This window comes from Microlunatus sp. Gsoil 973, from assembly GCF_009707365.1.
Classification (GTDB): Bacteria; Actinomycetota; Actinomycetes; order Propionibacteriales; family Propionibacteriaceae; genus Microlunatus.
Genome location: NZ_CP046122.1, coordinates 2,324,358 through 2,348,406 on the forward strand (window position 1 = coordinate 2,324,358; position 24,049 = coordinate 2,348,406).

General features: G+C 66.2%; 27 protein-coding genes. 17 read left to right on the forward strand and 10 right to left on the reverse strand.

The features are described from left to right. Positions 1-315 precede the first annotated feature (315 nt). The 8 genes from ctaD to GJV80_RS10905 all read left to right on the forward strand — a co-directional run bounded on the left by ctaD (position 316) and on the right by GJV80_RS10905 (position 6,225). Entirely contained in the window at positions 316-2,019 is a 1,704-nt protein-coding gene (gene ctaD / locus GJV80_RS10870; RefSeq protein ID WP_370518837.1) for a cytochrome c oxidase subunit I, read from the forward strand. Next, positions 2,012-2,929 (forward strand): ferritin-like domain-containing protein, encoded by a 918-nt coding sequence (locus tag GJV80_RS10875; protein WP_154687909.1) that lies wholly within the window; start codon positions 2,012-2,014, stop codon positions 2,927-2,929. The genes ctaD and GJV80_RS10875 overlap by 8 nt, the downstream gene beginning before the upstream one ends. 133 nt (positions 2,930-3,062) lie before the next feature. Further along, entirely contained in the window at positions 3,063-3,530 is a 468-nt protein-coding gene (gene msrB, locus GJV80_RS10880; protein ID WP_154690199.1) for a peptide-methionine (R)-S-oxide reductase MsrB, read from the forward strand. Next, the gene (gene msrA / locus GJV80_RS10885) at positions 3,527-4,081 is read left to right on the forward strand and encodes a peptide-methionine (S)-S-oxide reductase MsrA (protein WP_195909290.1); all 555 of its coding nucleotides are present in this window, start codon (positions 3,527-3,529) and stop codon (positions 4,079-4,081) included. The genes msrB and msrA overlap by 4 nt, the downstream gene beginning before the upstream one ends. Positions 4,082-4,215: 134 nt before the next feature. Beyond that, on the forward strand, positions 4,216-4,815 hold the full coding sequence (locus tag GJV80_RS10890) for a molybdopterin-dependent oxidoreductase (protein ID WP_154687911.1): 600 nt from the start codon (positions 4,216-4,218) through the stop codon (positions 4,813-4,815). Then, entirely contained in the window at positions 4,806-5,564 is a 759-nt protein-coding gene (locus tag GJV80_RS10895) for an FAD-binding oxidoreductase (protein WP_230208349.1), read from the forward strand. The genes GJV80_RS10890 and GJV80_RS10895 overlap by 10 nt, the downstream gene beginning before the upstream one ends. After that, on the forward strand, positions 5,564-5,848 hold the full coding sequence (locus tag GJV80_RS10900; protein ID WP_195909291.1) for a DUF6510 family protein: 285 nt from the start codon (positions 5,564-5,566) through the stop codon (positions 5,846-5,848). Before GJV80_RS10895 ends, GJV80_RS10900 begins: the two co-directional genes overlap by 1 nt. Continuing rightward, the gene (locus GJV80_RS10905; RefSeq protein ID WP_154687912.1) at positions 5,845-6,225 is read left to right on the forward strand and encodes a hypothetical protein; all 381 of its coding nucleotides are present in this window, start codon (positions 5,845-5,847) and stop codon (positions 6,223-6,225) included. Before GJV80_RS10900 ends, GJV80_RS10905 begins: the two co-directional genes overlap by 4 nt. Here the strand turns inward: GJV80_RS10905 and GJV80_RS10910 are convergent. Next, positions 6,204-6,587, reverse strand: coding sequence for a hypothetical protein (locus tag GJV80_RS10910; protein WP_154687913.1), 384 nt, complete (start codon positions 6,585-6,587; stop codon positions 6,204-6,206). The genes GJV80_RS10905 and GJV80_RS10910 overlap by 22 nt on opposite strands. 40 nt (positions 6,588-6,627) lie before the next feature. Beyond that, complete coding sequence (locus GJV80_RS10915) at positions 6,628-6,951, reverse strand: hypothetical protein (RefSeq protein ID WP_230208350.1); 324 nt, start codon at positions 6,949-6,951, stop codon at positions 6,628-6,630. Positions 6,952-7,145: 194 nt separating this feature from the next. Here GJV80_RS10915 and GJV80_RS23200 point away from each other — a divergent pair, with 194 nt between their 5' ends. From GJV80_RS23200 to GJV80_RS10930, 3 genes are all read left to right on the forward strand, one after another. Continuing rightward, entirely contained in the window at positions 7,146-7,499 is a 354-nt protein-coding gene (locus tag GJV80_RS23200; protein WP_195909292.1) for a GNAT family N-acetyltransferase, read from the forward strand. A 12-nt stretch (positions 7,500-7,511) separates the two neighbouring features. Further along, positions 7,512-8,102 (forward strand): molybdopterin-dependent oxidoreductase, encoded by a 591-nt coding sequence (locus GJV80_RS10925; protein ID WP_154687915.1) that lies wholly within the window; start codon positions 7,512-7,514, stop codon positions 8,100-8,102. Positions 8,103-8,258: 156 nt separating this feature from the next. Next, on the forward strand, positions 8,259-9,176 hold the full coding sequence (locus tag GJV80_RS10930; protein ID WP_154687916.1) for an NADP-dependent oxidoreductase: 918 nt from the start codon (positions 8,259-8,261) through the stop codon (positions 9,174-9,176). Positions 9,177-9,251: 75 nt separating this feature from the next. Here the strand turns inward: GJV80_RS10930 and egtD are convergent, their stop codons facing one another. Then, complete coding sequence (gene egtD / locus GJV80_RS10935; RefSeq protein WP_154687917.1) at positions 9,252-10,250, reverse strand: L-histidine N(alpha)-methyltransferase; 999 nt, start codon at positions 10,248-10,250, stop codon at positions 9,252-9,254. Positions 10,251-10,507: 257 nt separating this feature from the next. Here egtD and egtB point away from each other — a divergent pair, with 257 nt between their 5' ends. Then, positions 10,508-11,812: an ergothioneine biosynthesis protein EgtB gene (egtB, locus tag GJV80_RS10940; RefSeq protein WP_154687918.1), complete on the forward strand. Its 1,305-nt coding sequence runs from the start codon at positions 10,508-10,510 to the stop codon at positions 11,810-11,812. A 35-nt stretch (positions 11,813-11,847) separates the two neighbouring features. Beyond that, positions 11,848-13,086 (forward strand): MFS transporter, encoded by a 1,239-nt coding sequence (locus GJV80_RS10945; RefSeq protein WP_154687919.1) that lies wholly within the window; start codon positions 11,848-11,850, stop codon positions 13,084-13,086. A gap of 22 nt (positions 13,087-13,108) precedes the next feature. On the opposite strand, the gene GJV80_RS10950 is transcribed toward GJV80_RS10945, so the two are convergent. The 4 genes from GJV80_RS10950 to GJV80_RS10965 all read right to left on the reverse strand — a co-directional run bounded on the left by GJV80_RS10950 (position 13,109) and on the right by GJV80_RS10965 (position 16,658). Beyond that, complete coding sequence (locus GJV80_RS10950) at positions 13,109-14,143, reverse strand: class I mannose-6-phosphate isomerase (RefSeq protein WP_195909293.1); 1,035 nt, start codon at positions 14,141-14,143, stop codon at positions 13,109-13,111. Between the two features lie 59 nt (positions 14,144-14,202). Continuing rightward, complete coding sequence (locus tag GJV80_RS10955) at positions 14,203-14,943, reverse strand: hypothetical protein (RefSeq protein WP_230208351.1); 741 nt, start codon at positions 14,941-14,943, stop codon at positions 14,203-14,205. Positions 14,944-15,131: 188 nt separating this feature from the next. After that, positions 15,132-15,899, reverse strand: a complete 768-nt coding sequence (locus GJV80_RS10960; protein ID WP_154687921.1) for a 2-phosphosulfolactate phosphatase — start codon at positions 15,897-15,899, stop codon at positions 15,132-15,134. A 96-nt stretch (positions 15,900-15,995) separates the two neighbouring features. After that, positions 15,996-16,658, reverse strand: coding sequence for a LysE family translocator (locus GJV80_RS10965; RefSeq protein WP_230208352.1), 663 nt, complete (start codon positions 16,656-16,658; stop codon positions 15,996-15,998). Between the two features lie 47 nt (positions 16,659-16,705). Between GJV80_RS10965 and GJV80_RS10970 the strand changes: the two genes are divergently transcribed. Together GJV80_RS10970 and GJV80_RS10975 are read left to right on the forward strand one after the other, a co-directional pair. Next, positions 16,706-17,260, forward strand: a complete 555-nt coding sequence (locus GJV80_RS10970; RefSeq protein ID WP_154687922.1) for a CGNR zinc finger domain-containing protein — start codon at positions 16,706-16,708, stop codon at positions 17,258-17,260. 126 nt (positions 17,261-17,386) lie between these two features. Then, positions 17,387-18,205: an LLM class flavin-dependent oxidoreductase gene (locus tag GJV80_RS10975; protein ID WP_154687923.1), complete on the forward strand. Its 819-nt coding sequence runs from the start codon at positions 17,387-17,389 to the stop codon at positions 18,203-18,205. A 48-nt stretch (positions 18,206-18,253) separates the two neighbouring features. Here the strand turns inward: GJV80_RS10975 and GJV80_RS10980 are convergent, their stop codons facing one another. Further along, positions 18,254-19,498 (reverse strand): sensor histidine kinase, encoded by a 1,245-nt coding sequence (locus tag GJV80_RS10980; protein WP_154687924.1) that lies wholly within the window; start codon positions 19,496-19,498, stop codon positions 18,254-18,256. 49 nt (positions 19,499-19,547) lie between these two features. Between GJV80_RS10980 and GJV80_RS10985 the strand changes: the two genes are divergently transcribed. Continuing rightward, the gene (locus tag GJV80_RS10985) at positions 19,548-20,189 is read left to right on the forward strand and encodes a response regulator (RefSeq protein ID WP_370518838.1); all 642 of its coding nucleotides are present in this window, start codon (positions 19,548-19,550) and stop codon (positions 20,187-20,189) included. Between the two features lie 23 nt (positions 20,190-20,212). Here GJV80_RS10985 and GJV80_RS10990 read toward each other — a convergent pair whose 3' ends face one another. Continuing rightward, positions 20,213-21,013, reverse strand: coding sequence for a CPBP family intramembrane glutamic endopeptidase (locus GJV80_RS10990; RefSeq protein WP_195909294.1), 801 nt, complete (start codon positions 21,011-21,013; stop codon positions 20,213-20,215). A 228-nt stretch (positions 21,014-21,241) separates the two neighbouring features. Between GJV80_RS10990 and GJV80_RS10995 the strand changes: the two genes are divergently transcribed. After that, entirely contained in the window at positions 21,242-23,233 is a 1,992-nt protein-coding gene (locus GJV80_RS10995) for a translation factor GTPase family protein (protein ID WP_154687927.1), read from the forward strand. Between the two features lie 70 nt (positions 23,234-23,303). Here GJV80_RS10995 and GJV80_RS11005 read toward each other — a convergent pair whose 3' ends face one another. Next, entirely contained in the window at positions 23,304-23,999 is a 696-nt protein-coding gene (locus GJV80_RS11005) for a bifunctional 2-polyprenyl-6-hydroxyphenol methylase/3-demethylubiquinol 3-O-methyltransferase UbiG (RefSeq protein WP_154690204.1), read from the reverse strand. Positions 24,000-24,049 lie beyond the last annotated feature (50 nt).

A 24,049-nucleotide genomic window follows, 5' to 3' on the forward strand; every position in this document is an offset into this window, starting at 1 on the left:
CTGACTTCCCCGTCCGGTGCCGGCATCGACTGCGCTCCCTGTCGAAATGATCTTGTCGGTGAATCGCCACACCACAGGACGGCACCTCGGCCACGCCTGTTCGATGCATGGAGAACCTCACCACTGCGACTACGCAGTTGGTGGCACTGCCCGGGCACCTGCTTACCACCGACCTCCTTTACGCCCCGTTGCGTCGATCTCACGAAAGTGCTCGCCGTGTCGTGCCACAAACCTGGCGAACACGGTCGGCTCATCGTCGGCAGAGACCCCGGCGAAGCACAGAGATTCCAACGACACAACAACTAAGGACCGCTCATGACGTCGCAACCGCGGGTGATGCGTGCCGCGCCCATGGTCGGAGCCGTCAGCGCGGCCCGACCTCGAGCAGCAGCGGGTGTTCGGGTCTGGCGGCTGCTGACCTCAACCGATCACAAGGTGATCGGCAACCTGTACTTCGTCACCAGTTTCGTCTTCTTCCTGATCGGCGGCGTACTGGCACTCGTGATCCGGGCGGAGCTGGCCTTCCCCGGACTGCAGTTCCTGTCCTTCCAGACGTACAACCAGTTCTTCACCATGCACGGGACGCTCATGCTGTTCCTCTTCGCGACACCGTTGTTCTCGGCGTTCGCGAACGCGATCATGCCGCTGCAGATCGGCGCACCGGACGTGGCGTTTCCGCGGCTGAACATGTTGTCGTACTGGTTCTTCCTGTTCGGCGGGATCATCGTCATGTCCAGCGTGGCCAGCCCCGACGGGACGGCGGCGTTCGGCTGGTTCGCCTACACGCCGTTGAGCAACGCCGTCAACAGTCCCGGGATCGGCCCGGACCTGTGGATCGTCGGCCTCTACCTGGTCGGCCTGTCCTCGATCCTTGGCTCGGTGAACTTCATCACCACGATCCTGATCATGCGGGCACCGGGCATGACCATGTTCCGGATGCCGATCTTCACCTGGAACACCCTGGCAACATCGGTGCTCGTGCTGGTGGCATTCCCGATCCTGGCCGCCGCGTTCCTGATGTTGGAGGCCGATCGGAAGTTCGGGGCACACATCTTCGACGCGGCCAACGGCGGAGCGATCCTGTGGCAGAACCTGTTCTGGTTCTTCGGCCATCCCGAGGTGTACATCATCGCGGTTCCGTTCTTCGGCATCATCACCGAGATCCTGCCGGTGTTCAGCCGCAAGCCGCTGTTCGGCTATATGACGCTGGTCGGCGCGACGCTGGCGATCGTCAGTCTCTCGATCACCGTATGGGCCCACCACATGTACGTCACGGGGGCCGTCACCCTTCCGTTCTTCGCATTCACGACCTTCCTGATCGCGGTGCCGACCGGGGTGAAGTTCTTCGACTGGATCGGCACCATGTGGGGCGGCTCACTGAGTTTCGACACACCCATGTTGTGGTCGATCGGCTTTCTCGTCACGTTCCTGTTCGGTGGTCTGACCGGCGTGATCATGGCCAGCCCGCCGCTGGACTTCCAGTTGTCCGACTCCTACTTCGTCGTTGCCCACATCCACTACGTGGTGTTCGGCACGGTGGTGTTCGCGATGTTCGCGGGCTTCTACTTCTGGTGGCCCAAACTCACCGGGCGGATGTTGGATGAGAAGTGGGGCAAGGTGCACTTCTGGATGTTGTTCGTCGGCTTCCACACCACCTTCCTGGTCCAACATTGGCTCGGCGTGGAAGGCATGCCACGCCGCTACGCCGACTATCTGCCCACCGACGGGTTCACTCTGTTCAACCAGATCTCCTCGGTCGGCGCGTTCCTGCTCGGCGCCTCGATGCTGCCGTTCATGTACAACGTCTGGACGAGCCGCAGGAACCCCAAGGTCGGCGTCGACGACCCCTGGGGCTGGGGGCGTTCGCTGGAGTGGGCGACCTCCTGCCCGCCACCCCGGCACAACTTCGATTCACTGCCGCGGATCCGCTCCGATTCCCCGGCCTTCGACCTGCACCACCCCGAAATCAACCACCTCGAAAGCATCCACCCGGAAATCACCAGGAGACAGAATGTCTGAGAACCGCTTCCTCGACGAGGCCATCGGCCGCAGCGCCGAGACCCCCGAGGATCACGCCAAGCTAGCCGGCATGGTGGCCGAAGCCACCACGGGAAGTCCGGCAGACCCGTCGACCGACGGTCCCAGTGACGGGTCCATCCTGAACTTCGCCCTCAACCTCGAATATCTGGAGGCCGAGTTCTACCTCCGAGGCGCCACCGGGCAGGGCCTGCCTGACGACATGATCGGTGGAACGGGGAAGCCCGGCGAGGTGTCGGGAGGTCGCCAGGTCGACTTCCGCAGCCCGTTGATCAAGAATATCGCCCGCGAGATCGCCATGGATGAGCGACAGCATGTCGCGTTCCTTCGCTCGGCCCTGGGCAACGCTGCGGCCGCGCGGCCACGGATCTCGTTGGACCACAGCTTCACCGCAGCGGCGACGGCGGCCGGACTGATCCAGCCGGGCGACACTTTCGACGTTTACGCCAATGACCGGAACTTCCTGTTCGCCGCCTTCCTGTTCGAGGACGTGGGAGTCACGGCCTTCAAGGGAGCTGCCCCGTTCATCACGAACAAGACCTACCTTGATGCCGCGGCCGGCCTGCTGGCGACCGAGGCGTATCACGCCGGAATCGTCAGGGCAACGCTGTTCAGTGAGAGCCTGATCGACGACACCGTGTTCGACGTGATCAGCAAGATCTCTGCCGTACGGAACGCTGTCAGCGGGCCCGCGGACGACGATCAGGATCTCGGGTCGAGGGACGAGGCCAACCTCGTTCCCACCGACGAGTACGGCCGCGTGTTCGGTCGGAGTGCCGAGGCCGTTCTCAACATCGTCTATCTCGATGCCGATGCGCCGTCCGCCGGTGGGTTCTATCCCGACGGACTCAATGGCGACCTCGCCCAGGGCGCCGCCCGCACAGCCCGCTGACGACCAGCTCGGCCTGCGGTTCACCCCCTGATCACAACAGTGGCGATATTGACGGCCGGTATCGGGACCAAATCCGGCACGCGCCGGGTTCTCAACAGTGGCGTCGCAGCCGGCGACGCAGAAAGGACAACCGATGTCACACCGGTACAGCAAGACTGAAGAGGCCGTGAAGGGCCTGACCAAGACCCAGTATCACGTGACCCAGGAGGAAGGGACCGAACCCGCGTTCCGCAATGCCTACTGGGACAATCACGCGGCCGGTATCTATGTCGACATAGTCTCGGGCCAGCCTCTGTTCGCATCGACCGACAAGTACGACAGCGGAACGGGGTGGCCGAGCTTCACCAGGCCGATCGATCCGGACGCTGTGACAACCCGGACCGACCACAAGCTGTGGATGGCCCGGACCGAGGCTCGCTCCTCCGGCGCCGACAGCCATCTGGGGCACGTCTTTCCTGATGGCCCCGCCGAGGAAGGGGGTCTGCGCTACTGCATGAACTCGGCGGCCCTGCGCTTCGTCCCCGTCGACCGCCTGGAAGAGGAAGGCTATGGCGAGTACCGCAGGCTGTTCCACAACGCGACGAAGGAGAATGCATCATGACCGATAACGGCACCATCACACGGATCCCCGGAGCGGAGACGGCGGTTCTCGCCGGCGGCTGCTTCTGGGGCATGCAGGACCTGATCCGTCGGGAGCCCGGGGTGCTTTCCACCCGGGTGGGATACACCGGCGGACGCAACGACCATCCGACCTACCGGAACCACCCAGGACATGCCGAGGCCGTCGAGATCGTCTTCGACCCGACGAAGACGACCTACCGCGACATCCTGGCGTTCTTCTTCCAGATCCACGACCCGTCGACCCTGAACCGGCAAGGAAACGACATCGGCACGAGCTACCGCTCGGCCATCTTCCCGGTGACCCCGGAGCAGGAGCAGATCGCCCGCGAGACGATCGCCGACGTCGACGCATCAGGGCTGTGGCCTGGGAAGGCGGTCACCACGATCGAGCAGGCCGGCCCGTTCTGGCAGGCCGAACCCGAACACCAGGACTACCTGCGTAAGTATCCGAACGGCTACACCTGCCACTTCCCCCGTCCGGGGTGGGTGCTCCCCCGCCGCTCCGAGAAGTCGGCGGCCGCGTCCAGCTGATCCCGCGGGCTGGCTCTGCTGAGCCGCAGGGACGCCACGACCCCAGACATCCGGAGCCTTACGGCTCCGGGTGTCTGGGCCGCGAATCACGATCGTTCACCGCGGGGCTACCGCTCACGGATGGGAGACCACCGATGTCCGACACGACCCGAGGATTCGTCGGCAGACGACGCGATCGCAGCGACGATCTTCCACCGGGCCAACACCTCACCGATCGGTTCCCGGTGTTGTCCACCGGGCCGACCCCACGCGTACGGACCGAGGAATGGGAACTGATCATCCGCAGCTCCGACACCTCGATGCGCTGGAGCTGGCAGGAGTTCATGGATCTGCGGGTCACCACGATCGTCACCGACATCCACTGCGTCACCAGCTGGTCGAAACTCGGGACCCGGTGGCGCGGAGTCTCCCTCGACGTCCTGCTCGCCGACGTGCCGACCACCGACCGGTATGTGATGGCGCATTCCTACGGCGGATACACCACCAACCATGCGCTCGACGATCTTCGCGGCGGCAAGGCGTGGATCGCGTTCGAGTACGACGGCCGCCCGCTCACACCGGAGCATGGCGGGCCGGCCCGACTCCTGGTACCGCACCTCTACTTCTGGAAGAGCGCGAAGTGGATCCACGGATTCGTCACCCAGGAACGCAATGATCCCGGGCTGTGGGAACGCAACGGCTACCATCTCCGCGGCGATCCCTGGAGAGAGGAACGGTACGCCAGGTGGTCATAGGTCATCCGCAACGCAGCAGCGGCCCCACCATTTCCGGTCCGAACTGGTTGCGGGCCACGATCACCGATGCCGAGCCGCTCACGGACCGCAGCCGGAGTCTGCGACTCACGGTCCCGGGCTGGACGGCCAGTCTGCCCGGGCAGCACGTGGACGTCCGGCTGACCGCCCCCGACGGCTACCAAGCCGCCCGGTCCTATTCACTGGCGACCAGCGGACCGGGTGAGGACCTCGAGCTCGGGATCGATCGCCTGCCCGACGGCGAGGTATCGCCCTATTTGGTCGACATCGCCCAGATCGGAGACAGCCTCGAGGTCCGTGGGCCCCTGGGCGGCTGGTTCGTGTGGCGACCCGACGACCCGCGCCCCATCCAGATGATCGCCGGTGGGTCGGGCGTCGTGCCGTTCATCGCGATGATCCGCGCCCGAGCCGCCGCACCGGACGGCACGCCGTTCCGGCTGTTGTACTCGGTCGGCTCGCCCGCGACCTCGATGTATCGCAGTTACCTGGAGAATCCGCCCGCGGGTGTCACCGTCGACTGGATCTACAGCCGAACCGCGCCGGCCGGGACGACGCGGCCGGCCGGACGACTGACCAAACTTGATCTTGAAAAATGTGCCGTACCGGTCCATGACGGGCCGCTGAACTACATCTGCGGATCAACAGGATTCGCCGAACACGTATCCCAATTACTCATCGACCAAGGACATCCGGCGTCGATGATCAAGATCGAACGATACGGAGGCAACTGATGACCCAACGGCTGGACGGAAACTCGCTCGCCGGGCCCTTGTCGGTGATCTTCCGGTTCGACCCAACCATGGCCGTCGGATCGTGCAACACCTGTGGTGACGTTCGCCCCATCGGCGCGTCGATCGTCTACAGCTCCGCAATGGGCGCTGTCGTCCGGTGCGCGAGCTGCGACAACGTCCTGATGACCTATGTGCAGACCCCGACAGGCATCGTGCTGACCACTCGCGGGTTGACTTGGCTCCGGATCGACGCCGACCCCGAGCAGGAGCACCGCGACCGATGACAGACCGACACGCACCAGCCGATCCGGACCGACACGAGCTCGACGCGCTCCTGACCAGTATTCCGGAGGGTTGGTCACGTACGGAGATCGACGGCCGAGGCTGGGCCATCACCCGGACGACACATGCCCAGGGCAAGGTGATCACGCTGAGCGCCGAGCGGCTCGGCGACGCCGAGCAGCTCTCGGCCAACGTCTGGCTGACCTCCGCGGGCACCGTCCTCAAACCGTGTGAAGTACCGGCCGAAAGGGTCATCCGGTTTCTCCGGGCGGCGGCCGATTCCTATTCGGTCGGTCCATCCGGTACCGGAACGCCTGACCGGCGCCCCGGCCGGGCCGCGGGAGGATCGGGAGCCGATCAGGCGGACTCGACGGCGTAGACCGCCCGGTCCTCGGCAATGGCATTGCGACACAGGTGCTGCAGATCGATGAGGAATGCGGACAGGTCCAGCCCGGAGTCGTCGCCGATGGCCCCGGAACGTTCCCACGGTCCCGCCAGTTCGGCGAACTCCGCCGCGTCCCGGTTGGCAATCTCGGCCACCAGAGCCGGGCTGAGCCTGACCAGAGTCCTCATCGCATCCTCGGCGATGTCCTCGGCCCCCACGATGAGTTCCACCAACACCCTGAAGGCGGCGCCATCGGGACCAACCTCGCTGCTCAGCACTTCGGCGCCGGACGGCGCCGACTCGAGCGCCGAGGCGACGTCGTCGTCACCGGACGGCGTGAAATAGGTCGTGATCATCAATTCCTCCAGGGGTTGAACGTGAACTGGCTATGACGCGTCACCTAGCGCTGCTGCTCTCCTGATAGCGGCCGTCGAATCTGGCACCGCTCTGCGCATCGGTGAAACTGATGCCGACCGGCGCCCCGTCCTCGACGATCCAACTGATCGCATAGGTCGCCCGATATGTCGGTGGCCAGAACGACGCAAAGCTTCCGTCCCCGATCACGGACCACTCCCCGTCGGCGGGTCGCCCGTTCTCCACGTAGGTCGTCCTGCCGTCCGCGGTGAATGTCTGCGTTGCGCCGTCGGGAAAGACGAACTGGGACGAGATCAGAGCGGCAGTCATCTCTGCGGCGGGTACCGGCTGTCCGTTAGTAGGCATACATGGACGATACAGTCCAATCTTGCACGCGTCCAGAGCCACCTGGCGATCGGCGTCACTATCGCTGCAGCTCAGACAGGCAACTGCCCTACCCTGGCGCCGTTCGTGGTTGCCGGGAAGCGCGGCCGAGGTCTATTCTGGTCCTCGGAGTCCAGTTTACTGGAGGCAGCGTCAGCTGGAAGGTGTTGAGGGACGTGACCGGCCCGACCGATGAGATCGAAGTACGCAAGAACGAGCAGACACGTCTCTATGAGGCTGTCGCCGGTGACCGGGTGATCGGGAGTCTGGCTTACGAATCAGTGGGTGGGAAGACCGCTCTGACCCATTCCTTCGTCGATCCGGATCGACGGCACAGCGGAGTCGGGTCGGCGCTGGCGGAGTTTGCGCTCACCGACGTGACAGCCGATGGGGTGCGCCCGGTCATCTACTGCGGTTTCGTTGCCGACTATGTCGATGCCCACCCGCAATGGAAACCAGCGGTGGAGGTGTCCCGTTGGGGGATGATCCCGACAAGTACAGGGCCTTCACGACCCAAGTCGGCGGAGTGAACGGAGACGCCCATGTCCTTCGTCAGCCGCGGCTTCTCCGGCCGCCGTCATACAACCGATCCGCGACTGCCGCCCGGCCAGACACTCGTCGACTCCTGGCCGGTCCTGACCGCCGGCCCGACTCCGCAGATCGACACGGCTGATTGGCAGTTCGCGATCCGTGACGAAGCCGCCGTGCACCGCTGGAGCTTCGACGAGCTCATCGGGCTCGGCGTGGAGGACATCACGGTCGACATCCACTGCGTCACCCACTGGTCGAAACTCGACATGTCCTGGCGCGGAGTGAGCCTGGACAGGCTCCTTGCCGGAGTGGACACGGAGCTGGACTTCGTCATGGCCCATTCATACGGCGGTTACACCACCAACCTGCCGCTGGCCGATCTGCGCAACGGCCAGGCCTGGATCGCCATCGAAGCCGACGGCCGACCGCTGAGTCCCGACCACGGCGGGCCGGCACGGCTCCTCGTCCCACACCTGTACTTCTGGAAGAGCGCGAAGTGGATCCGCGGGCTCACGCTGATGCCGACCGACGACCCGGGATTCTGGGAACAGAACGGCTACCACCGCTACGGCGATCCCTGGCGCGAACAACGCTACGGATAAGGGTGCGGGTCACCGTCGGGTCGACGTAAGACCCCTCCGGACGACGGTCACGAACAGCGGAATCGCCGGGACTGGCCGACGGCTGGGCTCGAACCCTGTGCAGGCTGCCCAGTCGCAGATTCCCACACCGCAGATGACCTGAGGAGACCAGAGACGATGAAGGCGATCGTAGTAACCGACCAGAGTAAAGGATTTGCCGGCGTCACGCTGGCAGAGCGGCCCGAGCCGACCGCCACAACCAACGACGTCATTGTGCGGGTCGAGGCATCCGGATTCATTCCGACCGAGCTGGAATGGCCCTCGACCTGGACCGACCGCGCCAACCGGGATCGGACCCCGTCGATACCCGGGCATGAATTCAGCGGCGTGGTCACCGAACTCGGCTACGGCGCGACCGGAGTATCGGTCGGGCAACGAGTCCTCGGCATCAGTGACTGGCATCGTGACGGCACCCTCGCCGAGTACCTCGCCATCGAGGCGCGTGACTGCACGCCACTACCGGGCGACGTCGACTTCACCGTGGCTGCCAGCCTGCCGATCTCGGGGCTGACCGCCTGGCAAGGACTATTCACCCACGGCCGTCTGCAATCCGGCCAGAGCGTTCTGGTTCACGGCGCGGCCGGCGCTGTCGGAACCATGGCGACCCAGCTCGCCCGCGAAGCCGGAGCCCATGTCATCGGCACCGGGCGCGCCGCCGACCGGCAGAAGGCCATCGACTTCGGTGCGCACGACTTCGTCGACCTGGCGAACGACCCGCTGCACGATGTCGGCCCGGTCGACCTCGTGTTCGACCTGATCGGTGGTGACGTCCAGCAACAGTCGGCCGCCCTGATCAAGGCCGGCGGAACGCTGGTCTCGGTCGTCGGGCCCGTCAAGGCCAGGCCCGCCGACGGATTGGCGATCGACTTCGTCGTCGAGTCCGATCGCCGCCAGTTGACCGAGATCGTCCAGCGGGTTCGCGACGGCCGACTCCGGACCAACATCGGCGCCGTGGACAGCCTCGACAACGCTGTCCCAGCCCTGAACCCGACCGAACGACGCAAGGGCAAAACGGTCATCACCGTACGCCCATAAGACGCCGGCGCCCGCGCCCTTCCCCGACAGACCCTGTCGGGAGAGGGCGCGGGCATTCCTCACCGGGCCGGTCGGTCAGGACCGCACCCCGAGTACCACCGCGTAATCGCCCGCAGAGCCCGCACAGCCCTCGTCTTCACTGGCGACCCACCACCCTCTGGTCCCAAAACCCGCTGCCTCCAGTTCCCGCTCCAGGCTCTCGCGGCGGAACTTGGTCGAGATCTCCGTCCTGATCTCTTCGCCCTCCTCGAAACCAACCAGGGCGTCCAGGGAGCCGAGCCTGATCTTCATCGCCTCCCGAGCCCGAAGGCGCATCTCGATCCAGGACTGTTCCTCATTCCACACAGCCACGTGATCGAAGCGGTCCGGCTCGAAATCGGCATCCAGCAACCGATTGAGCACGTTCAGCATGTTCTGGTTGAAGAGCCGGGTCGTTCCCGCGGCGTCGTCGTACGCCCGGACGAGCCGTCGGGGCTCCTTGACCAGATCGACCCCCAGGAGAAGCCCTTCTCCGGTGGACAGGCCGGCCGCGACATCGGCCAGGAATCCGGCGCGGGTCCGCGGGTCGAGATTGCCGATCGTTCCGCCGAGCAAGGCGACCACCCGGTGTCCGAGATCGGGCAGACCATGCAGCGGATCCTCGAAGTCCCGCACCACGCCATGGATCGGAAGCGTGCGATAGGCGTCTCTCAGCGCTCCGACTGCGCCGACCAAGGCATGCAGACTGACATCGACCGGGACGTAGCTCACTGCCGGAGTCTGGCGGTACAGCGCGTCGAGGAGGAGTGGCGTCTTCGACGACGATCCCGATCCGAGTTCCACCAGCGAGGTGAACGCCGGCACCGCTGCGACGATCTCGTCCGCCCACCGGGTGAGGATCCGGCGTTCGATCCGGGTCGGGTAGTACTCCGGCAACCCGCAGATCTGCTCGAACAGTTCGCTGCCTCGCTGATCGTAGAAGTACTTCGGCGGGCACGTCTTCGCGGCCGCGAGCAAGCCGCGGGCCGCGTCCGCGACCAACGTCTCGCGCAACTGGTGTTCGGGGAGATCGATATCGATCCGAGTGAGGGTCATCTGCCAGATTCCTTCGGTGACGTGAGTTTCGTCCTGTGCCGGCGGCGACGAGTTCGACCCGGTGAGGGCGGTCGTCTCCCGCGGTGCTTCGTGACCGGGGATCGCCGACCCTTACGCGTCCCGGTCCGGCTGTTCGCCCGAACGGCCTGTCGCCGCGGTTTCCTGGGTGCCGTAAGGCCCATCACGACGCCGCCACAAACCGCAGGTGGGCTGTCACCGGCCACCCTGTGCAACGTCCCGACCTTGGAGGCGACCCCGTGGACTCCGGAACCGAGCTGACGAGCCTGCTCAAGCGGTACGACGAGGTCCGTGCCTACACCGAGCGCCTCGCCGCTCCGCTGTCCCCGGAGGACCAGACCGTCCAATCGATGCCCGACGTGTCGCCGACGAAATGGCATCGGGCCCACGTCACCTGGTTCTTCGAGACCTTCCTGCTCGCCGAGAACGAGGCCGGCTTCACACCGTTCCAGGACCAGTACTGGTTCCTGTTCAACAGCTACTACGAAGCGGTCGGTCCGCGCTACGCCCGCCCCATGCGCGGCGTCATCAGCCGACCGGGCGCGTACGACGTCGGTCGTTATCGCGGCAACGTCGACGACCGGATGCGGGACCTGATGGATTCACTCGACGACGGCACCCTCGGCAAGCTCGCGCCGACGATCGAGCTCGGATTCCATCACGAGCAGCAACACCAGGAACTGCTGCTGATGGACATCAAACATGTGCTCTCACTCAACCCGCTCGAACCCGCATATGCCGACCATCGGCCGTCGGTGGGTGACCCTGGGCCGATGGGCTGGCTCGAATACGCCGGAGGCCTGGTGGAGATCGGTCACAACCCGGCAGCCGACGGCACCTTCAGCTTCGACAACGAACTGCCCCGCCATCAGCAATGGCTACCGGCCTACCGGATGGCGGACCGGCTGGTCACCAACGCTGAGTGGCTCGCATTCATGGCCGACGGCGGTTACCGCAGAGCCGAGCTGTGGTTGGCCGACGGGTGGGCCAAGGTCAACTCCGAAGGTTGGTCCGCGCCGTTCTACTGGCGTCGGCGTGACGACGTGTGGTTCGAGCACACCTTGACGGGATGCCGCCCGGTCGACCCCGATCTTCCGGTGTGCCACGTCAGCCAGTACGAGGCCGACGCCTACGCCACCTGGGCAGGCAAACGCCTGCCGACCGAGGCGGAATGGGAGCACGCCGCCCGACTGGAGCAGACAGCGACCACGCCGTCCCACCTGCCCAATCTGGCCGACACCCGGACCTGGCACGCCCAGGCCAGCGCGAGCCCCAACGGTCGGCTCCGGCAACTCTTCGGTGATTGCTGGGAGTGGACGTCGTCGGCCTACCTCCCCTACCCGCGATTCCATCCCCCGGCCGGTGCGATCGGCGAATACAACGGCAAGTTCATGTCCAGCCAGATGGTCCTCCGCGGCGGCTGCGCACTGACGCCACCCGGTCACGCCCGAGCGTCGTACCGCAACTTCTTCCCGCCTGGTGCCCGCTGGCCGCTCACCGGAGTACGGCTGGCCGACGACGGCGCCGACACACCACCTTGTTGAAACTCCCACCAGAGCAAAGGAGGGCAGGCACGCAGATGCCCAACCAGGCACCAACGAGGACCCGGGCCATTCGCCGAGCCACACTCCGGTCGGCGTTCGTGCCGGCGGCCACCGCCTTGGTCGCCGCCTTCGTCGCGACGGCTGCACCGATCCCGTTGTTCAACACCTACCGTGCCGAGGACAACTTCTCCAACGCCGACATCGCGATCACTGTCGTCGCGTACTCGGTCGGCACCGTCGCTGCCCTGCTGGTGCTGGGCCGGCTGTCCAATCATCTTGGCCGCCGGCGCACCGCCTTCATGGCGCTCGCCCTGCTGCTTGTCGGGTGCCTCCTGCTGCTCGATGTTCACCACATCGGTGCTCTGGTCATCGCCCGCCTGCTCACCGGATTGGGTGTTGGATTGGCCAGCAGCGGACTGACCTCGTACCTGGTGGACGCTGCGCCGGGCAAGCCCGCCTGGCTGGCCTCGGTCGCAGCGAGTCAGGCGCCCATGCTCGGTCTCACCCTCGGCGCCATCGGATCCGGTGCGCTTGTCCAGTTCGGCCCGTCGCCGCGTGAGTTGATCTATCTGGCTGTCGGCGCACTCCTCCTGCTCTCGGCCCTGCTCATCCTGATCAGTCCCGAAACCGCGCAGGCAACGCCAGGGGCATGGCGAGCGTTGCTACCGCGGGTCCACCTTCCGGTACGGGCAAGGCATCTGCTTCCGGTCGCAGCGGCCGTGTTCGTCGTCACCTGGTCGACCGGAGCCTTCTACCAGGCCTTCGTGCCCGCGCTGATCGACGACCAGCTCCACAACCACAGCACACTCGTCCTGGCGCTGGTCTTCTCCGCCTACATGGCGCCCAGCGTTCTCGGCGCGCCGCTGAGTGGGCGGTTCAGCCCGGCGACGGCCCAGCGCATCGGCATGATCGTTTTCGGAACAGGGATGGTCGGCATCGTGGCATCAATCGCGGCCGACACGTTGGCGCTGTTCATCGCCGCCAGCGTGATCGGCGGCGTCGGTCAGGGCATCGCCATCAGCTCCGCGATTCGCGGCCTCCTCCACGGCAGTGTGCCGGCCGACCGCGCGCCGATCTTCGCCACGGTCTATCTCCTCGACTACGGCGGAGCCGCCATCATCAGTCTCGTCGCCGGGCAACTGTCCAACACGTTCTCGCTGCCGCAGATCGCGTTCGCCTATGGCGGGCTTGCCGTCATAGCGACGGTGTTCACCGTGCTCGCCGCAAAGAACCCACATACCGTGGCCGACGCCAAGACGGTGACCAGGGTCTGACCGTGAGTTCGACCCGACCGGCTCAGTCCTGGCGCGGTGTCGGAGGGCGGCAGACCACCACCGTTGCCTCGCCCGTCAGGGTCGACCTCCCGGCCGCGGCAGGAACGACCGTCGTCGTTCCGTCAGCCAGGTCGAGGCGTCCGGCATGCTCCGCCTGCAGAGCGACCGCACCGTCGATGACCACGAGCACGGCAAAGCCTTGAGCAAGATCCTGCTCCCCGGAGATCCTGATCCGATCGAGACGGAAGTAGCCGTCTGCCTCGGGCGGGAGAGCTGACGGCGATCCCGCTCCGGCGATGAGACGGTCGACCTGATCGTCGCTGAGCACGGTGCGGTCGACGGCCTCGAGTGCCCGCTCGAAGCCGAGACCGAGGTGGCCCTCGACCTCACCGTCGAGCGAGAAATCCCGCCACTCCAACAGGATGGACAGGTCCTCCGGCTCCTGGACCTCGACGATGAAGCAGCCTTCACCGATGGAATGCAGCGTTCCCGCGGGAACGTACACCGTGTCGCCCGCGTCGACGTGGCGTTGATGCAACAAGGCAAGCAGGCGTTCGGTGTCCTGGGCATGGACCAGCCGGACGAGTTCATCGGCTTGCACGGGCTCGCGCAGGCCGATGTGCACCTCGCCGCCGCGCAGCATGTGCCAGGCCTCGACCTTGCCGTGCGGCCGAGCCACCCAGCGTCCGGCGAACTCGCCGTCGGGGTGTGCGTGGACCGGCAGCCGCTGCCCCGCGTCCAGGAGCTTCACGAGCAACTTGGTGTCGGACCCATAGCTCTGCAGGTGCTCGGCCCCGAGCCATGCGTGGGGATCCTCCTCCACCGCGGCGAGCAACCGGCGGCCGTCCGGGAGCACACTCAGGCCCGTCGACTCCGCACCGGCCAGACAGGTGGTCGAGGCAACCCAGTCCTCCGGAGTGAACGGTGAGATCAACGCTTCGTGCCTGAAGTCGGCGATCGCTGCGCCACCACGGTAGAAGCGATCCGGGGGCTGGTTCGCCGACAGTACGGCAACCACGGCAGACGTGTCGCCCGCTTTGATCGAACGCTCGTCCATGGAGCCCATCCTCTCTGTCGCTGATCATCAACGGTTCAGCGGGGCCGACTTCGACGGTGTCAGAGCTTGGCGACGTCCGGAACCGCGTCCCGGGCGCCGAACCGCAGACGGGTCAGCGGTTCACCCACAGCCCAGGCGTTGAAAGCCGTGAGATACAGGCCGACATGTTCCCGGGTGTCCCGGCGTCGGCGTACCTCACCGGCATCGCGACGGGCGAGGTTGAGCATGTGATTCCGGAACCGCAGCCGGGCGTCGGTCTTGCCGAGCCCGGCACCGTCGATCACACCGGAGAACCACGGCTCGAGTTTCTTGGCACTGTTGACCCGACTCACCAGGAATGAGGCCGCACCGCCGGCACTCTTGATCATGCCGACCTCGGCCGCCAATTGCTCACCGACCTTGACGAAGTCGCGGATCTCCGGATTCGCGCCGAGCGTCTCGAGGATCTGCTGGTTGGAGACCGACGCTCCACCACCGGACCAATGCATGTCCCTGCGATTGTCGTACAGCCATACCGTCCGCACCATCGCCGCCAGTTGGTGGGTCGACTGCTCCCCCTCGATCGCCAGCACGTCCGCCGCGTTTCGTCGCTTCCCGGTATCGAGAACATCGAAGGTGTCGGCCGGAACATCGGTGAACACGGTCATCTCGACCGGCACGTCGGCTTCGACGACGGCTGCCAAGCGGTGCTGGCCGTCGACCAGAACACCATTCGTGTCGATCGCGACGCCTTGGTGCGTGACCTTCCATTCGCCTCGTCTCATCGCCTCTGCGAGGGTCTGGACCACTCGTTTGGACAACGGGCGATTCGAGGTGTTGCCAGCCAACATCTGTGCGGCCTTGGTTGGCGTGATGGTCTGGACACGGCTTCGCATACGTCCATACTTCACGCCGGACCCGCTTCTGCGCCAATCCACGCCGTCCGGTCCGACACAAGCCGGGGCGGGCCTTGGTCTGCCGATGCCGGGGAGACGGTTCGCCGCGAAGATCAACGTGCCCGACGGAATGCCCCGTCGATCAGCACCGGGACGCTTCCGGACACGTTCAGCTCCGCCGCCACATCCACATCGGTACCGAAGCCGGCCTCGATCAGTTCGCGACCGCCCACACACTGGTGCAAACGGTCGGCCAGCCGTTCCGAGGCGGCGTCGAAGAGCTGTGCTGCAGCAGCTGCCTCGGGACTCATCCGATCACCGAACCCGAGCTCGACGAGCTCGGAAAGGATCGCACCGGCTCCGAGATGATCTTCCAGCGCCGGCCGCAGCGAGTCGTCACCACCCCACCGCTCGCCGGCGGCAACGACACCGACCGAACGCCCGGCGTTGATCGTCGGCGCAAGCCACTCGGCGATCGCGTGCGCGTTCCGCAGGCAGCCGGCCGCTACAATCGAACCTCCTGCCCGGAGCAGTTCGGCGATCGATGATCCGTTCGGCGACGGCAGCACCACCCGCGGAACGAACCGACACATCTGCAACGCCACAGGTGACAACGACGGAGCGAGCAGGTCGGGTGATCTGCTCGCCTCGAGGCGGCCCATGGCCAGTACGGCACCGTGCTCGGCGGCGAATGCCTCGGCACGCGGGCCCCTCCACGGATAGGGAAAGACCCGCATCCCGCGCTCGACGGCGATCGTCACCGACGTGGAGAAACTCAGCACGTCGACCACGACAGCTACGTCGGCCGCCATCGCTTCGGCACCGACCGGCCCCCAGTCGAAACGCACGGTGAAGTCCCGCTGCCCGAACAGATCGGCCATGACGCAGACCCTAGCGACGGTCTGCTTCGGATGTCAGGGGCTGCCGGGTGCGTACCGGATCACGCGAGAACCGGCTCATCCGGCGCCGTTCGGCGGTCACGGCCGCGCCGCTTTCGGAACCTCGGTCGCCAGCCCGACAGCAACCAGACCGAGCAGACCTCCGGTGAGGTGTCGTTGCCACCTGACCCACGTCGGGCGCGTCATGAGGAACCCGGCGATCGTTCCCGCGCCGATCACGATCAGCGCGTTGACGATCATGCTGACTGTGATCTGGATGGCCCCGAGGGCGAATCCCTGCGCAGCAGTGCCGCCGTGCCCCGGATCGATGAACTGCGGGATCAGCGCCAGGTACATCACAGCCGCCTTCGGGTTGAGCAGGTTGGTGATCAGGCCCATCCGAAACAGTTTCCAACCCGAGTCGTTGGCCAGTGGGCGCGGCTCGAACAGCCCGACACCACCCGGTCTCAGCGCCTTCCAGGCGAGTCGGGCGAGGTAGAGCACACCTGCAGCCTTCAGGCCGATGTAGAGCCACGGGACAACGACGAAGACGACCGCCAGTCCCAGGTTCGCCACTGTCATGTAGACCAGGAACCCGACAACCGTCCCGCCGAGCGAGACCAGGCCGGCGGCCCGGCCCTGGGCGATGCTGCGCGAGACGAGATAGATCATGTTCGGCCCGGGCGTGAGCACCATCACCAGCGCGGCGAGAGCCATCCCACCTGCTGCAGTCCACGAGACACCACTGCCCAGCACCGTCACGATCGATCCTTTCGTCGAGTCGAACCGCAGTCTGCTGTAATGCCCTTATGCATCTCAACCCTTACGGCGCGTACGCCGTCCTGCTTGCCGCGTCGCTGGCCAACGACTGGCCGGAGAATCGTGCCGGAGTTGTCGCCCGTGCGGAGGCGTACGGGATGCAGACGCCGTTCGCGAATGCACGCCCCAGCGACCATGCGGGGGTCCGCGCGGTGATCGACCGATGGCTGGCCGTTGTCGACGAACGGCTCCCGGATCTGCGTGCCGACCTGCTCAACCAACAGCTCGCGGCGGCGGCCGCCTATCCGCGACTGACCGACCATGACGACGAGGGCTGGCATCTCCACTACCGGGACGCCGACCAGTCGCTCCCGCACGTGCTGGAAGCGGTGATCAGCGTCGGGACCGCACTGCACCTGACCACCCGCGGCATGACGAGACTCAGTCGCTGCGATGCCGGGACCGCCCCGGACGACCCGTGTCGCAATGTGGTTGTCGACGTCACGCGCAACGGCCGGCAGCGATATTGCAGTGTCCGCTGCGCCAATCGGGCGGGCGTCCGGCGGCATCGGGCGCGGCTCGCGGAACGGGCGGATGGGCGATGATGTCCCGATCCGCACAGTGATCATCGGCGGTTCGGGTGACGTTGTCCGAATCGGGCGGGTTCGTTCGTGGACAGGGCAACCGGACGAAGCGCCGGGAACCGACGACAGCACTCAAGGAGAACCACCATGGAGCAGGAGACCGAGCAGGCGACCAGACCGTTCCGCTTCGGCGTTGTCGCACCCGTCGGCTCCGATATGCCGACCTGGCTGGACCGGGTGCGCCGGATCGCCGGTAACGGATACTCGACGCTGTTGATGCCAGACGTTCCGACATGGCAACCGGCGCTCGGCCCGACGTTGGCGACCGCGGCTGCGATTGCTGACCTGCGGGTCGGTTCCTGGGTCTACGCCTCCGCACTGCGCCAACCCTGGAGCACCGCGTGGGAAGCCCATTCGCTGTCCGTGTTGACCGAAGGCCGCTTCGAAATGGGCATCGGCGCCGGCCGGCCGGGGATCGAGGTCGAGCTCGGGATGCCGGCGGTCTCCCCCGCCGAGCGGCGTACCCGCATGAGGCAGACCGTGGCCGCATTGCGGTCCTTCGACGGCCCGGACCTGCACACGCCGGTTGTCATGGCAGTGAGCGGGCCCAAGTCGCAGGCGCTGGCGCTCGAGGTCGCCGACGCAGTCACCTTCGTCCTCCCACCGACGGACGACCGGACCGAGACCACGCGCCGGGCACGCGTCTTCGCCGACCGCCCGGACATCGAACTGGCCCAACACGTCGCGGCCATCGGCGACGGCCGCGCCCCGTTCATGGGACCGCCCGACCTCGACACGGCAGCACTCCGCGCAGCGGACTCGCTGATCATCCTTCCCAGTGACCCCGGAGCAGCCGGTGAAGAGATCCAACGACGACGGGAGGAGATCGGGCTCTCCTATTTCGTGATCGGCGCCGACTTCGCCGACGCATTCGCGCCGGTCGTCACAGAACTCGCCGGTAGCTGAAGACCTCACGCCGACCGATGCGATGACCGCCCGCGGCCGGCTCCGGCCTCAGGTGATCAGCGGTTCGGGCCGGGGCACGGTGATCCGGATTCGGGTCGGGCCACCCGGCGGACTGGCGACGTCGAGGCTGCCGTCGAAGGCCGACAGCCGTTGTCGCATGCCGTCCAGGCCGCCACCGGGCCTGGACCGGGCTCCACCTCTGCCGTCGTCGGTGACGTCGACAGCGATGTCTGAACCGGAGTCGTACAGCCGGACCGCGATGTGGGTCGCACCGGAATGTTTGGCGGCGTTGGCCAGGCACTCGTTGACCGCGAAGTACAGCGCCGTGTCCAGAGGGCCCTGGACGGGAGCGGCCAGCTCGATCTCAAGCGTGGCGTCGATCACCGACTCCCGGACGACGGCGGCGACCGCATCCGACAGTCCACGATCGGTCAGCACCGGCGGCTGGATCCCGCGGACGAGGGCGCGGATCTCCTCCAGTGCATCGGCGATGTGAGCCTTGGCCGTGGTGATCAACAGCCTGGCCTGTTCCGGATCGGATTCGATCACGGCCTCCGCGGCGCCGAGATTCATCCCGCTGCCGATCAACTTCGCCTGCGGACCGTCATGCAGATCTCGCTCGATGCGTTTCAGTTCGTACGCCTCCAGCAGGAGCACGGCCCGCCGGCTCTGCGCCAGGTCGGCAACCCTTCGGCGGAGTGCATGCTCCCGGGACGCGGGAAGGGATGCCGCGACCCACGCTCCGTGCCAGTCCATGATCTTGTGGGAGTACCGCGAGGTGATCATCACAACGATGAGGCACCAGATCGCGCCGAGGACGGCCGTGGTCTCGTCGTGTACGGGAAATCCCAACACCCACGGATGGTCGACGGTGTCGCCCCACACCGGGAACAGGAACGGCTGCAGCCATCCCCACACGGCGCCGGTCAGCAGCACGAGCGGAAACAACGACAGCCCCCCGCCGACGACCGGGTTGATCAGGTGCCAGCGAAGATCACGACGGTTGGCTGGATCGGCGAGAAACTGGCCGGTTGCAACGGCAGCCGCTGCGTAACCCGCCGACGCGGTGTCGAGTTCCGTGTCGTAGCCGCCGACAACCGTACGGCCGGCGTATTGCCGGGCCAGCGACCGCTGACGCTCGGCTCCACGCCGGACGGCTGCCGACAGACGGGCGACCGCCGGGAACCACAGCACAACGAGGCAACAGACCCACAACAGGCCCACCGTCAGGTCACGCCAGGCGCGGCCATGCAGTCGAACCGCCCGTCGCAGGTCACTGGCGATGCGAGACACGCCGGGATCCTAGGCGGTGGCACCGGCCTGGTAGAAACAGGATGTGCGCGTGCTGATTGCCGAAGATCAACTTCTCGTCCGCGAAGGTCTGGTCAACGTCCTGGGCGCCGGCGGTCTCGAGGTGATCGGAACCGTCGACACCGGCGAAGCGATTCTTCCCGCGGTTCGCGAGTCTCGGCCGGACCTGGCACTTCTTGACATCAGGCTTCCGCCGACAGGCAGCGACGAAGGGCTGCGGGCGGCGGTCGCCATCCGTGCCGAAATGCCGGGCCAGCCTGTCGCGCTGTTGTCCCAGTACGTCGAACTGCTGTACGTCGAGGAACTGCTCTCCGACGAGACCGGGGCACTGGGCTACCTGCTGAAGGACCGGGTCTTCTCGCCCGCACGCTTCATCGAGGACCTGGAAACGGTCGCCGCTGGTGGCACCGTCATCGACCCCGCCATCGTCGCCGGACTGATCCGGCGACGCAAGCATCGGACCCGGCTCGACCGCCTCACTCCGCGGGAACGGCAGGCACTGGAGTTGATGGCTCAGGGCCGATCCAACCGGGCGATCGCGGATGAGATGGTGATCACCGAGAAGGCGGTTGCCAAGCTGGTCGGCGGCATTCTGGCCAAGCTCGAGCTGCTGCCGCAGGACCCATCGACCTCCCGAAGGGTCCTGGCCGTATTGGCCTATCTGCGCAGCTGACCGGTCGGCGTGCGGCGGGTTCCCTAGCTGCGGTGACGGTGCTGCAGCCACAGCCAGCCGATGAGCAGCGGCAGCGCGCCGCACCAGATGCTGACAGCGAACGGCATCATCTGCACGCTGCCGTTTCCGCTCTGGGAGAAGCCGACGATGTTCACGGCGAAGTGCATCACCCCGGCAACGAACACCCGTTGCGTCAGACTCCCCCGCCACACCGCCGGGATCGCCGCCACCAGACCGACCGTTCCGACGAAGAACCAGATGATCACCGTCGGACCCTCCGACCAGTACTGCAGATGGATGACGCCGAAGATCACGCCTTGGATGATCATGGCCAGCGGAAGCTGTAGCCTCAGCGACAGGTAGCTGTAGAGGACGCCCTTGTAGCCGATCTCCTCACCGAGCGCGCCGATGAACTGCGCGAGGAGCATCAGCACCAGTGGAGCCCCGGCAACCGTATCCGGCAGCCGTCCCCACCGGCCCGCGATCACAGCCATCCCGAGCCAGCTCAGCAACCCGAACCCGGCAGCGACAAGTAGCGTGCGTCCGAAGGCCACGGCCGGGATCGCCCGGGTGAGCAGGAATGCCGGTCGGCCGGAGACTGCCCACGCGACCGGAACGGCGATCGCCGGAGCGAGCATGACGATCGACAGCACGTCCATCGACGGGAACCCGGTTGCTGCCTGCAACCGAAGCAGGGCGAGTGAGCACAGCAACGTCGCCGCCAGCCACACCGCGGTGAAGCGGCCGGGTACTGCCGGCTTTCGTCGTTGTCGTACGAACTGTTCGTCGCCGCCGGGTCGGCCTGTCACGGTTGTCGAAGTCATGCCGCAAGCCTGGTGATCGAAGCAGACGAGCGCACGGGTGCAGACACCCGATTCCTTCGGGTACCCCACAGCGGTGCGGCCCGGCGAACAGCAGCGCGAAACCTGCTTGACAGGCCCACGCCGGCGGGTTGTACTCATCGGGTCGGCAGCGTGTCGGCATGACCTGAGAGGAGCGAGCAATGCGGCGTCTCGTGTTTCTGACCATGACCTTCCAGAACACGAGGACGGATGCATCACTCACCTTCATCGAACGGGAACGGCCGGCTCGCTAGCGCCGACAACCGCAAGACCCGACCGGGCCGATGGCTCAATCTCGGCATCCTCGCCCACGTCGATGCCGGCAAGACCAGCCTGACCGAAGCGCTCCTGCATGCCGGTGGTGCGTTGGAGCAGGTCGGCAGCGTCGATGCCGGCACGACGCGCACCGACACGTTGGCGTTGGAACGCCGACGCGGGATCACGATCCGCACCGCTGTCGCCGGTTTCACAGTCGGCGACGTCGCGATCAATCTGATCGACACACCTGGGCACCCGGACTTCATCGCAGAAGTTGACCGATCGCTGGCCGTACTCGACGGCGCCGTTCTGGTCCTGTCCGCGGTCGAAGGCGTTCAGGCACAGACTGTCGTCCTGTATCGAGCACTGCGCCGCCTCGGCATCCCGGTCGTCTTCTTCGCCAACAAGATCGACCGGTACGGCGCCGACCCCGGCGCAGTGGTCGCCGCGATCCGCAACCGCCTGACACCCGCAGCCATCCCGGTCGGAGGCGTCCGTGACGAGGGCTCGCCGCTCGCGGACTTCATCCCACTGGATCTGTCGGACCGATCAGTCGCCGAGGGCGCAACAGCCGCGCTGGCCGATCACGACCCGGCGGTGCTGCAAGCCTGGGTCGATGGCGGGCTGCTTCTGGACCAAGTGGGTTTCTCATCCCGACTGAGAGATCTGACGCGACAACGACTGGTGCAGCCCCTGACCTACGGCTCGGCGATCACCGGCGCCGGCGTCCGCGGCCTGATAGACATGATCACCACCGTGCTGCCGGCGGAGCCATCGGATCCCGATGCGCCGATGAGCGCTCAAGTGTTCAAGATCGAACGGTCCGCGGCCGGAGAGCGCATCTGCTATGTCCGCCTCCGCGCAGGATCGATCACCGTACGGGACCAGATCACCGTCGGGGATGCCGACGTCGGCAAGGTCACCGGCGTCGAGGTCTGCGAACCGGGCGGATTCATCCACCGCGACCACGCGAGCGCCGGTCAGGTCGCCCGGGTGTACGGGCTCACCACACAGCTCGGCGATCGGCTGGGCGGGACCACCGCGAACACTCCGCACCTGCACTTTGCGCCGCCCGCGTTGGAAACCACCCTCACCGCACGCGATCCGCAGCAACAGCTCGCGCTCCATCATGCCCTCACCGAGATCGCCGACTTCGACCCGCTGATCAGGCTCCGTCCCGACGATGATCACGGCGTCCTGCGGATCAGCATCTACGGTGAGGTCCAACAACAGGTCATCGCCGACACGCTTGCCCTGGACTATGACATCGCGGTCGACTTCCGGTCGACGAAGATCATCTGCGTGGAGCGCCCGGCCCGCACCGGTCACTCCGTTCGACGAATGGCCGACCCTGATCACTTCTACGGTGCGACCCTGGGCGTGACCGTCAGCCCGAATCGGCCCGGCGCGGGGGTCGAGCTCAAGTTGGACGTCCCGCGGACCGACCTGCCGCTGTACATCTACTCGACCGTCGACGCGTTCCATGACGCCCTGCTCGGCTACCTGGAGAAGCCGTTGGCGGTTGGACTGCACGGATGGCAGGTCGTCGACATCTGCATCACGATCGCCGAGAGCGGCTACAACCCGCCCGGCCCAGCACCGGCCGATGTCCGCCACACGGTCGAGATCGTCGCCGCAGAAGCGATCCGCCGGGCCGGAACCGTCGTCTGTGAGCCGATCGAGCAGTTCCGTCTGGAGGCGCCCGTCGACACACTGCCCAACGTGCTCAACCTCCTCGGCCGCCGCCGCGCCGTACCGGACGCGCCACAGATCAATGCCTCACTCGCCGTGATCACCGGAACCGTTCCGACCGCCGAGCTTGATCAACTCCGGCGCGCACTCCACGGCGTAACGCACGGCGAAGGCATCCTCGAGTCCCACCTGGACCACTACACGCCGTTACCGAAAGCCTCGTCGTCAACCGGGCAGATGGGCGCGCATTGAATACAGTGCCGGCAGTTGCGGGATACCAGTGCCCGCTGCAGACGCGGTCAGGCTGGTCGGCGAGTGGGCATCATCGGGATGCTCGTGCAGGAAGTCGATCACCAGGCCCGCGCCGACAAGAGCACTCACCACGTTGCCGACGGGATGCACCCATTCGTGGGTCTCCTGATGCTGCAGCCCAACGCCGCTGACCGCGTAGGGAGGCGTCCGCCGCGGTGATGTTGGGCTGTTGCCCGCCGAAATAGCTGGACGACAGCGCCAGCCCGCCGCCCTCACTTGGGTGCAGGACCATCGCCAGGGGGTGGATATCAAGCAGGTAGAGCGTTCCGCCCGGCCGCAGAAGTCCGGCGCAATTGTCGGCCCAGCGATCAAGATCACCGAACCACATGAGCACACCGCGGGTGGTGAACACCAGGTCGTAGGTGGCGGCCAGGACAGCTGCTGCGTCGAGAACGTCGCCTCGGACAAATGTCGCCTCGATCCCGGTGCGGTCGGCGAGTTCGCGTGCCACGCGCAGGGATTCTGCCGAGAAGTCCAGGCCGGTCACCTCGGCTCCCTGGTCGGCAAGAGACAGGCTGTCCAAACCGATGTGGCATTGCAGGTGACAGATCGACCGGCCGGCGACCGAGCCGAGTTCGGTCTTCTCAATGTCGCCGAGGCTATCGCGGGTGGTGACGAAGCGCTCCACGGCGTAGTGGTCCGATGCTGCGTGGTGCGGCGCGATCTCGTCCCAGAACGCTCGATTCACCTCCGTGTGGCGGTTCATGCAGCCAACCGTGGCACAAGCAGCGCGTCAAGGCAGGGGTTTGCCCCCGC

Coding starts and splice junctions, on each gene's coding strand:
- GJV80_RS10900 (WP_195909291.1), top strand. CDS start 5,564: ATGACCCAACGGCTGGACGGAAACTCGCTCGCCGGGCCCTTGTCGGTG.
- GJV80_RS10905 (WP_154687912.1), top strand. CDS start 5,845: ATGACAGACCGACACGCACCAGCCGATCCGGACCGACACGAGCTCGAC.
- egtD (WP_154687917.1), bottom strand. CDS start 10,250: ATGACCCTCACTCGGATCGATATCGATCTCCCCGAACACCAGTTGCGC.
- GJV80_RS10890 (WP_154687911.1), top strand. CDS start 4,216: ATGTCCGACACGACCCGAGGATTCGTCGGCAGACGACGCGATCGCAGC.
- GJV80_RS10925 (WP_154687915.1), top strand. CDS start 7,512: ATGTCCTTCGTCAGCCGCGGCTTCTCCGGCCGCCGTCATACAACCGAT.
- GJV80_RS10995 (WP_154687927.1), top strand. CDS start 21,242: ATGCATCACTCACCTTCATCGAACGGGAACGGCCGGCTCGCTAGCGCC.
- GJV80_RS10990 (WP_195909294.1), bottom strand. CDS start 21,013: ATGACTTCGACAACCGTGACAGGCCGACCCGGCGGCGACGAACAGTTC.
- GJV80_RS10960 (WP_154687921.1), bottom strand. CDS start 15,899: ATGGCCGATCTGTTCGGGCAGCGGGACTTCACCGTGCGTTTCGACTGG.
- GJV80_RS10930 (WP_154687916.1), top strand. CDS start 8,259: ATGAAGGCGATCGTAGTAACCGACCAGAGTAAAGGATTTGCCGGCGTC.
- GJV80_RS10975 (WP_154687923.1), top strand. CDS start 17,387: ATGGAGCAGGAGACCGAGCAGGCGACCAGACCGTTCCGCTTCGGCGTT.
- msrA (WP_195909290.1), top strand. CDS start 3,527: ATGACCGATAACGGCACCATCACACGGATCCCCGGAGCGGAGACGGCG.
- msrB (WP_154690199.1), top strand. CDS start 3,063: ATGTCACACCGGTACAGCAAGACTGAAGAGGCCGTGAAGGGCCTGACC.
- ctaD (WP_370518837.1), top strand. CDS start 316: ATGACGTCGCAACCGCGGGTGATGCGTGCCGCGCCCATGGTCGGAGCC.
- GJV80_RS10970 (WP_154687922.1), top strand. CDS start 16,706: ATGCATCTCAACCCTTACGGCGCGTACGCCGTCCTGCTTGCCGCGTCG.
- GJV80_RS10950 (WP_195909293.1), bottom strand. CDS start 14,143: ATGGACGAGCGTTCGATCAAAGCGGGCGACACGTCTGCCGTGGTTGCC.
- GJV80_RS10945 (WP_154687919.1), top strand. CDS start 11,848: ATGCCCAACCAGGCACCAACGAGGACCCGGGCCATTCGCCGAGCCACA.
- GJV80_RS10910 (WP_154687913.1), bottom strand. CDS start 6,587: ATGATCACGACCTATTTCACGCCGTCCGGTGACGACGACGTCGCCTCG.
- GJV80_RS11005 (WP_154690204.1), bottom strand. CDS start 23,999: ATGAACCGCCACACGGAGGTGAATCGAGCGTTCTGGGACGAGATCGCG.
- GJV80_RS10915 (WP_230208350.1), bottom strand. CDS start 6,951: ATGCCTACTAACGGACAGCCGGTACCCGCCGCAGAGATGACTGCCGCT.
- GJV80_RS10875 (WP_154687909.1), top strand. CDS start 2,012: ATGTCTGAGAACCGCTTCCTCGACGAGGCCATCGGCCGCAGCGCCGAG.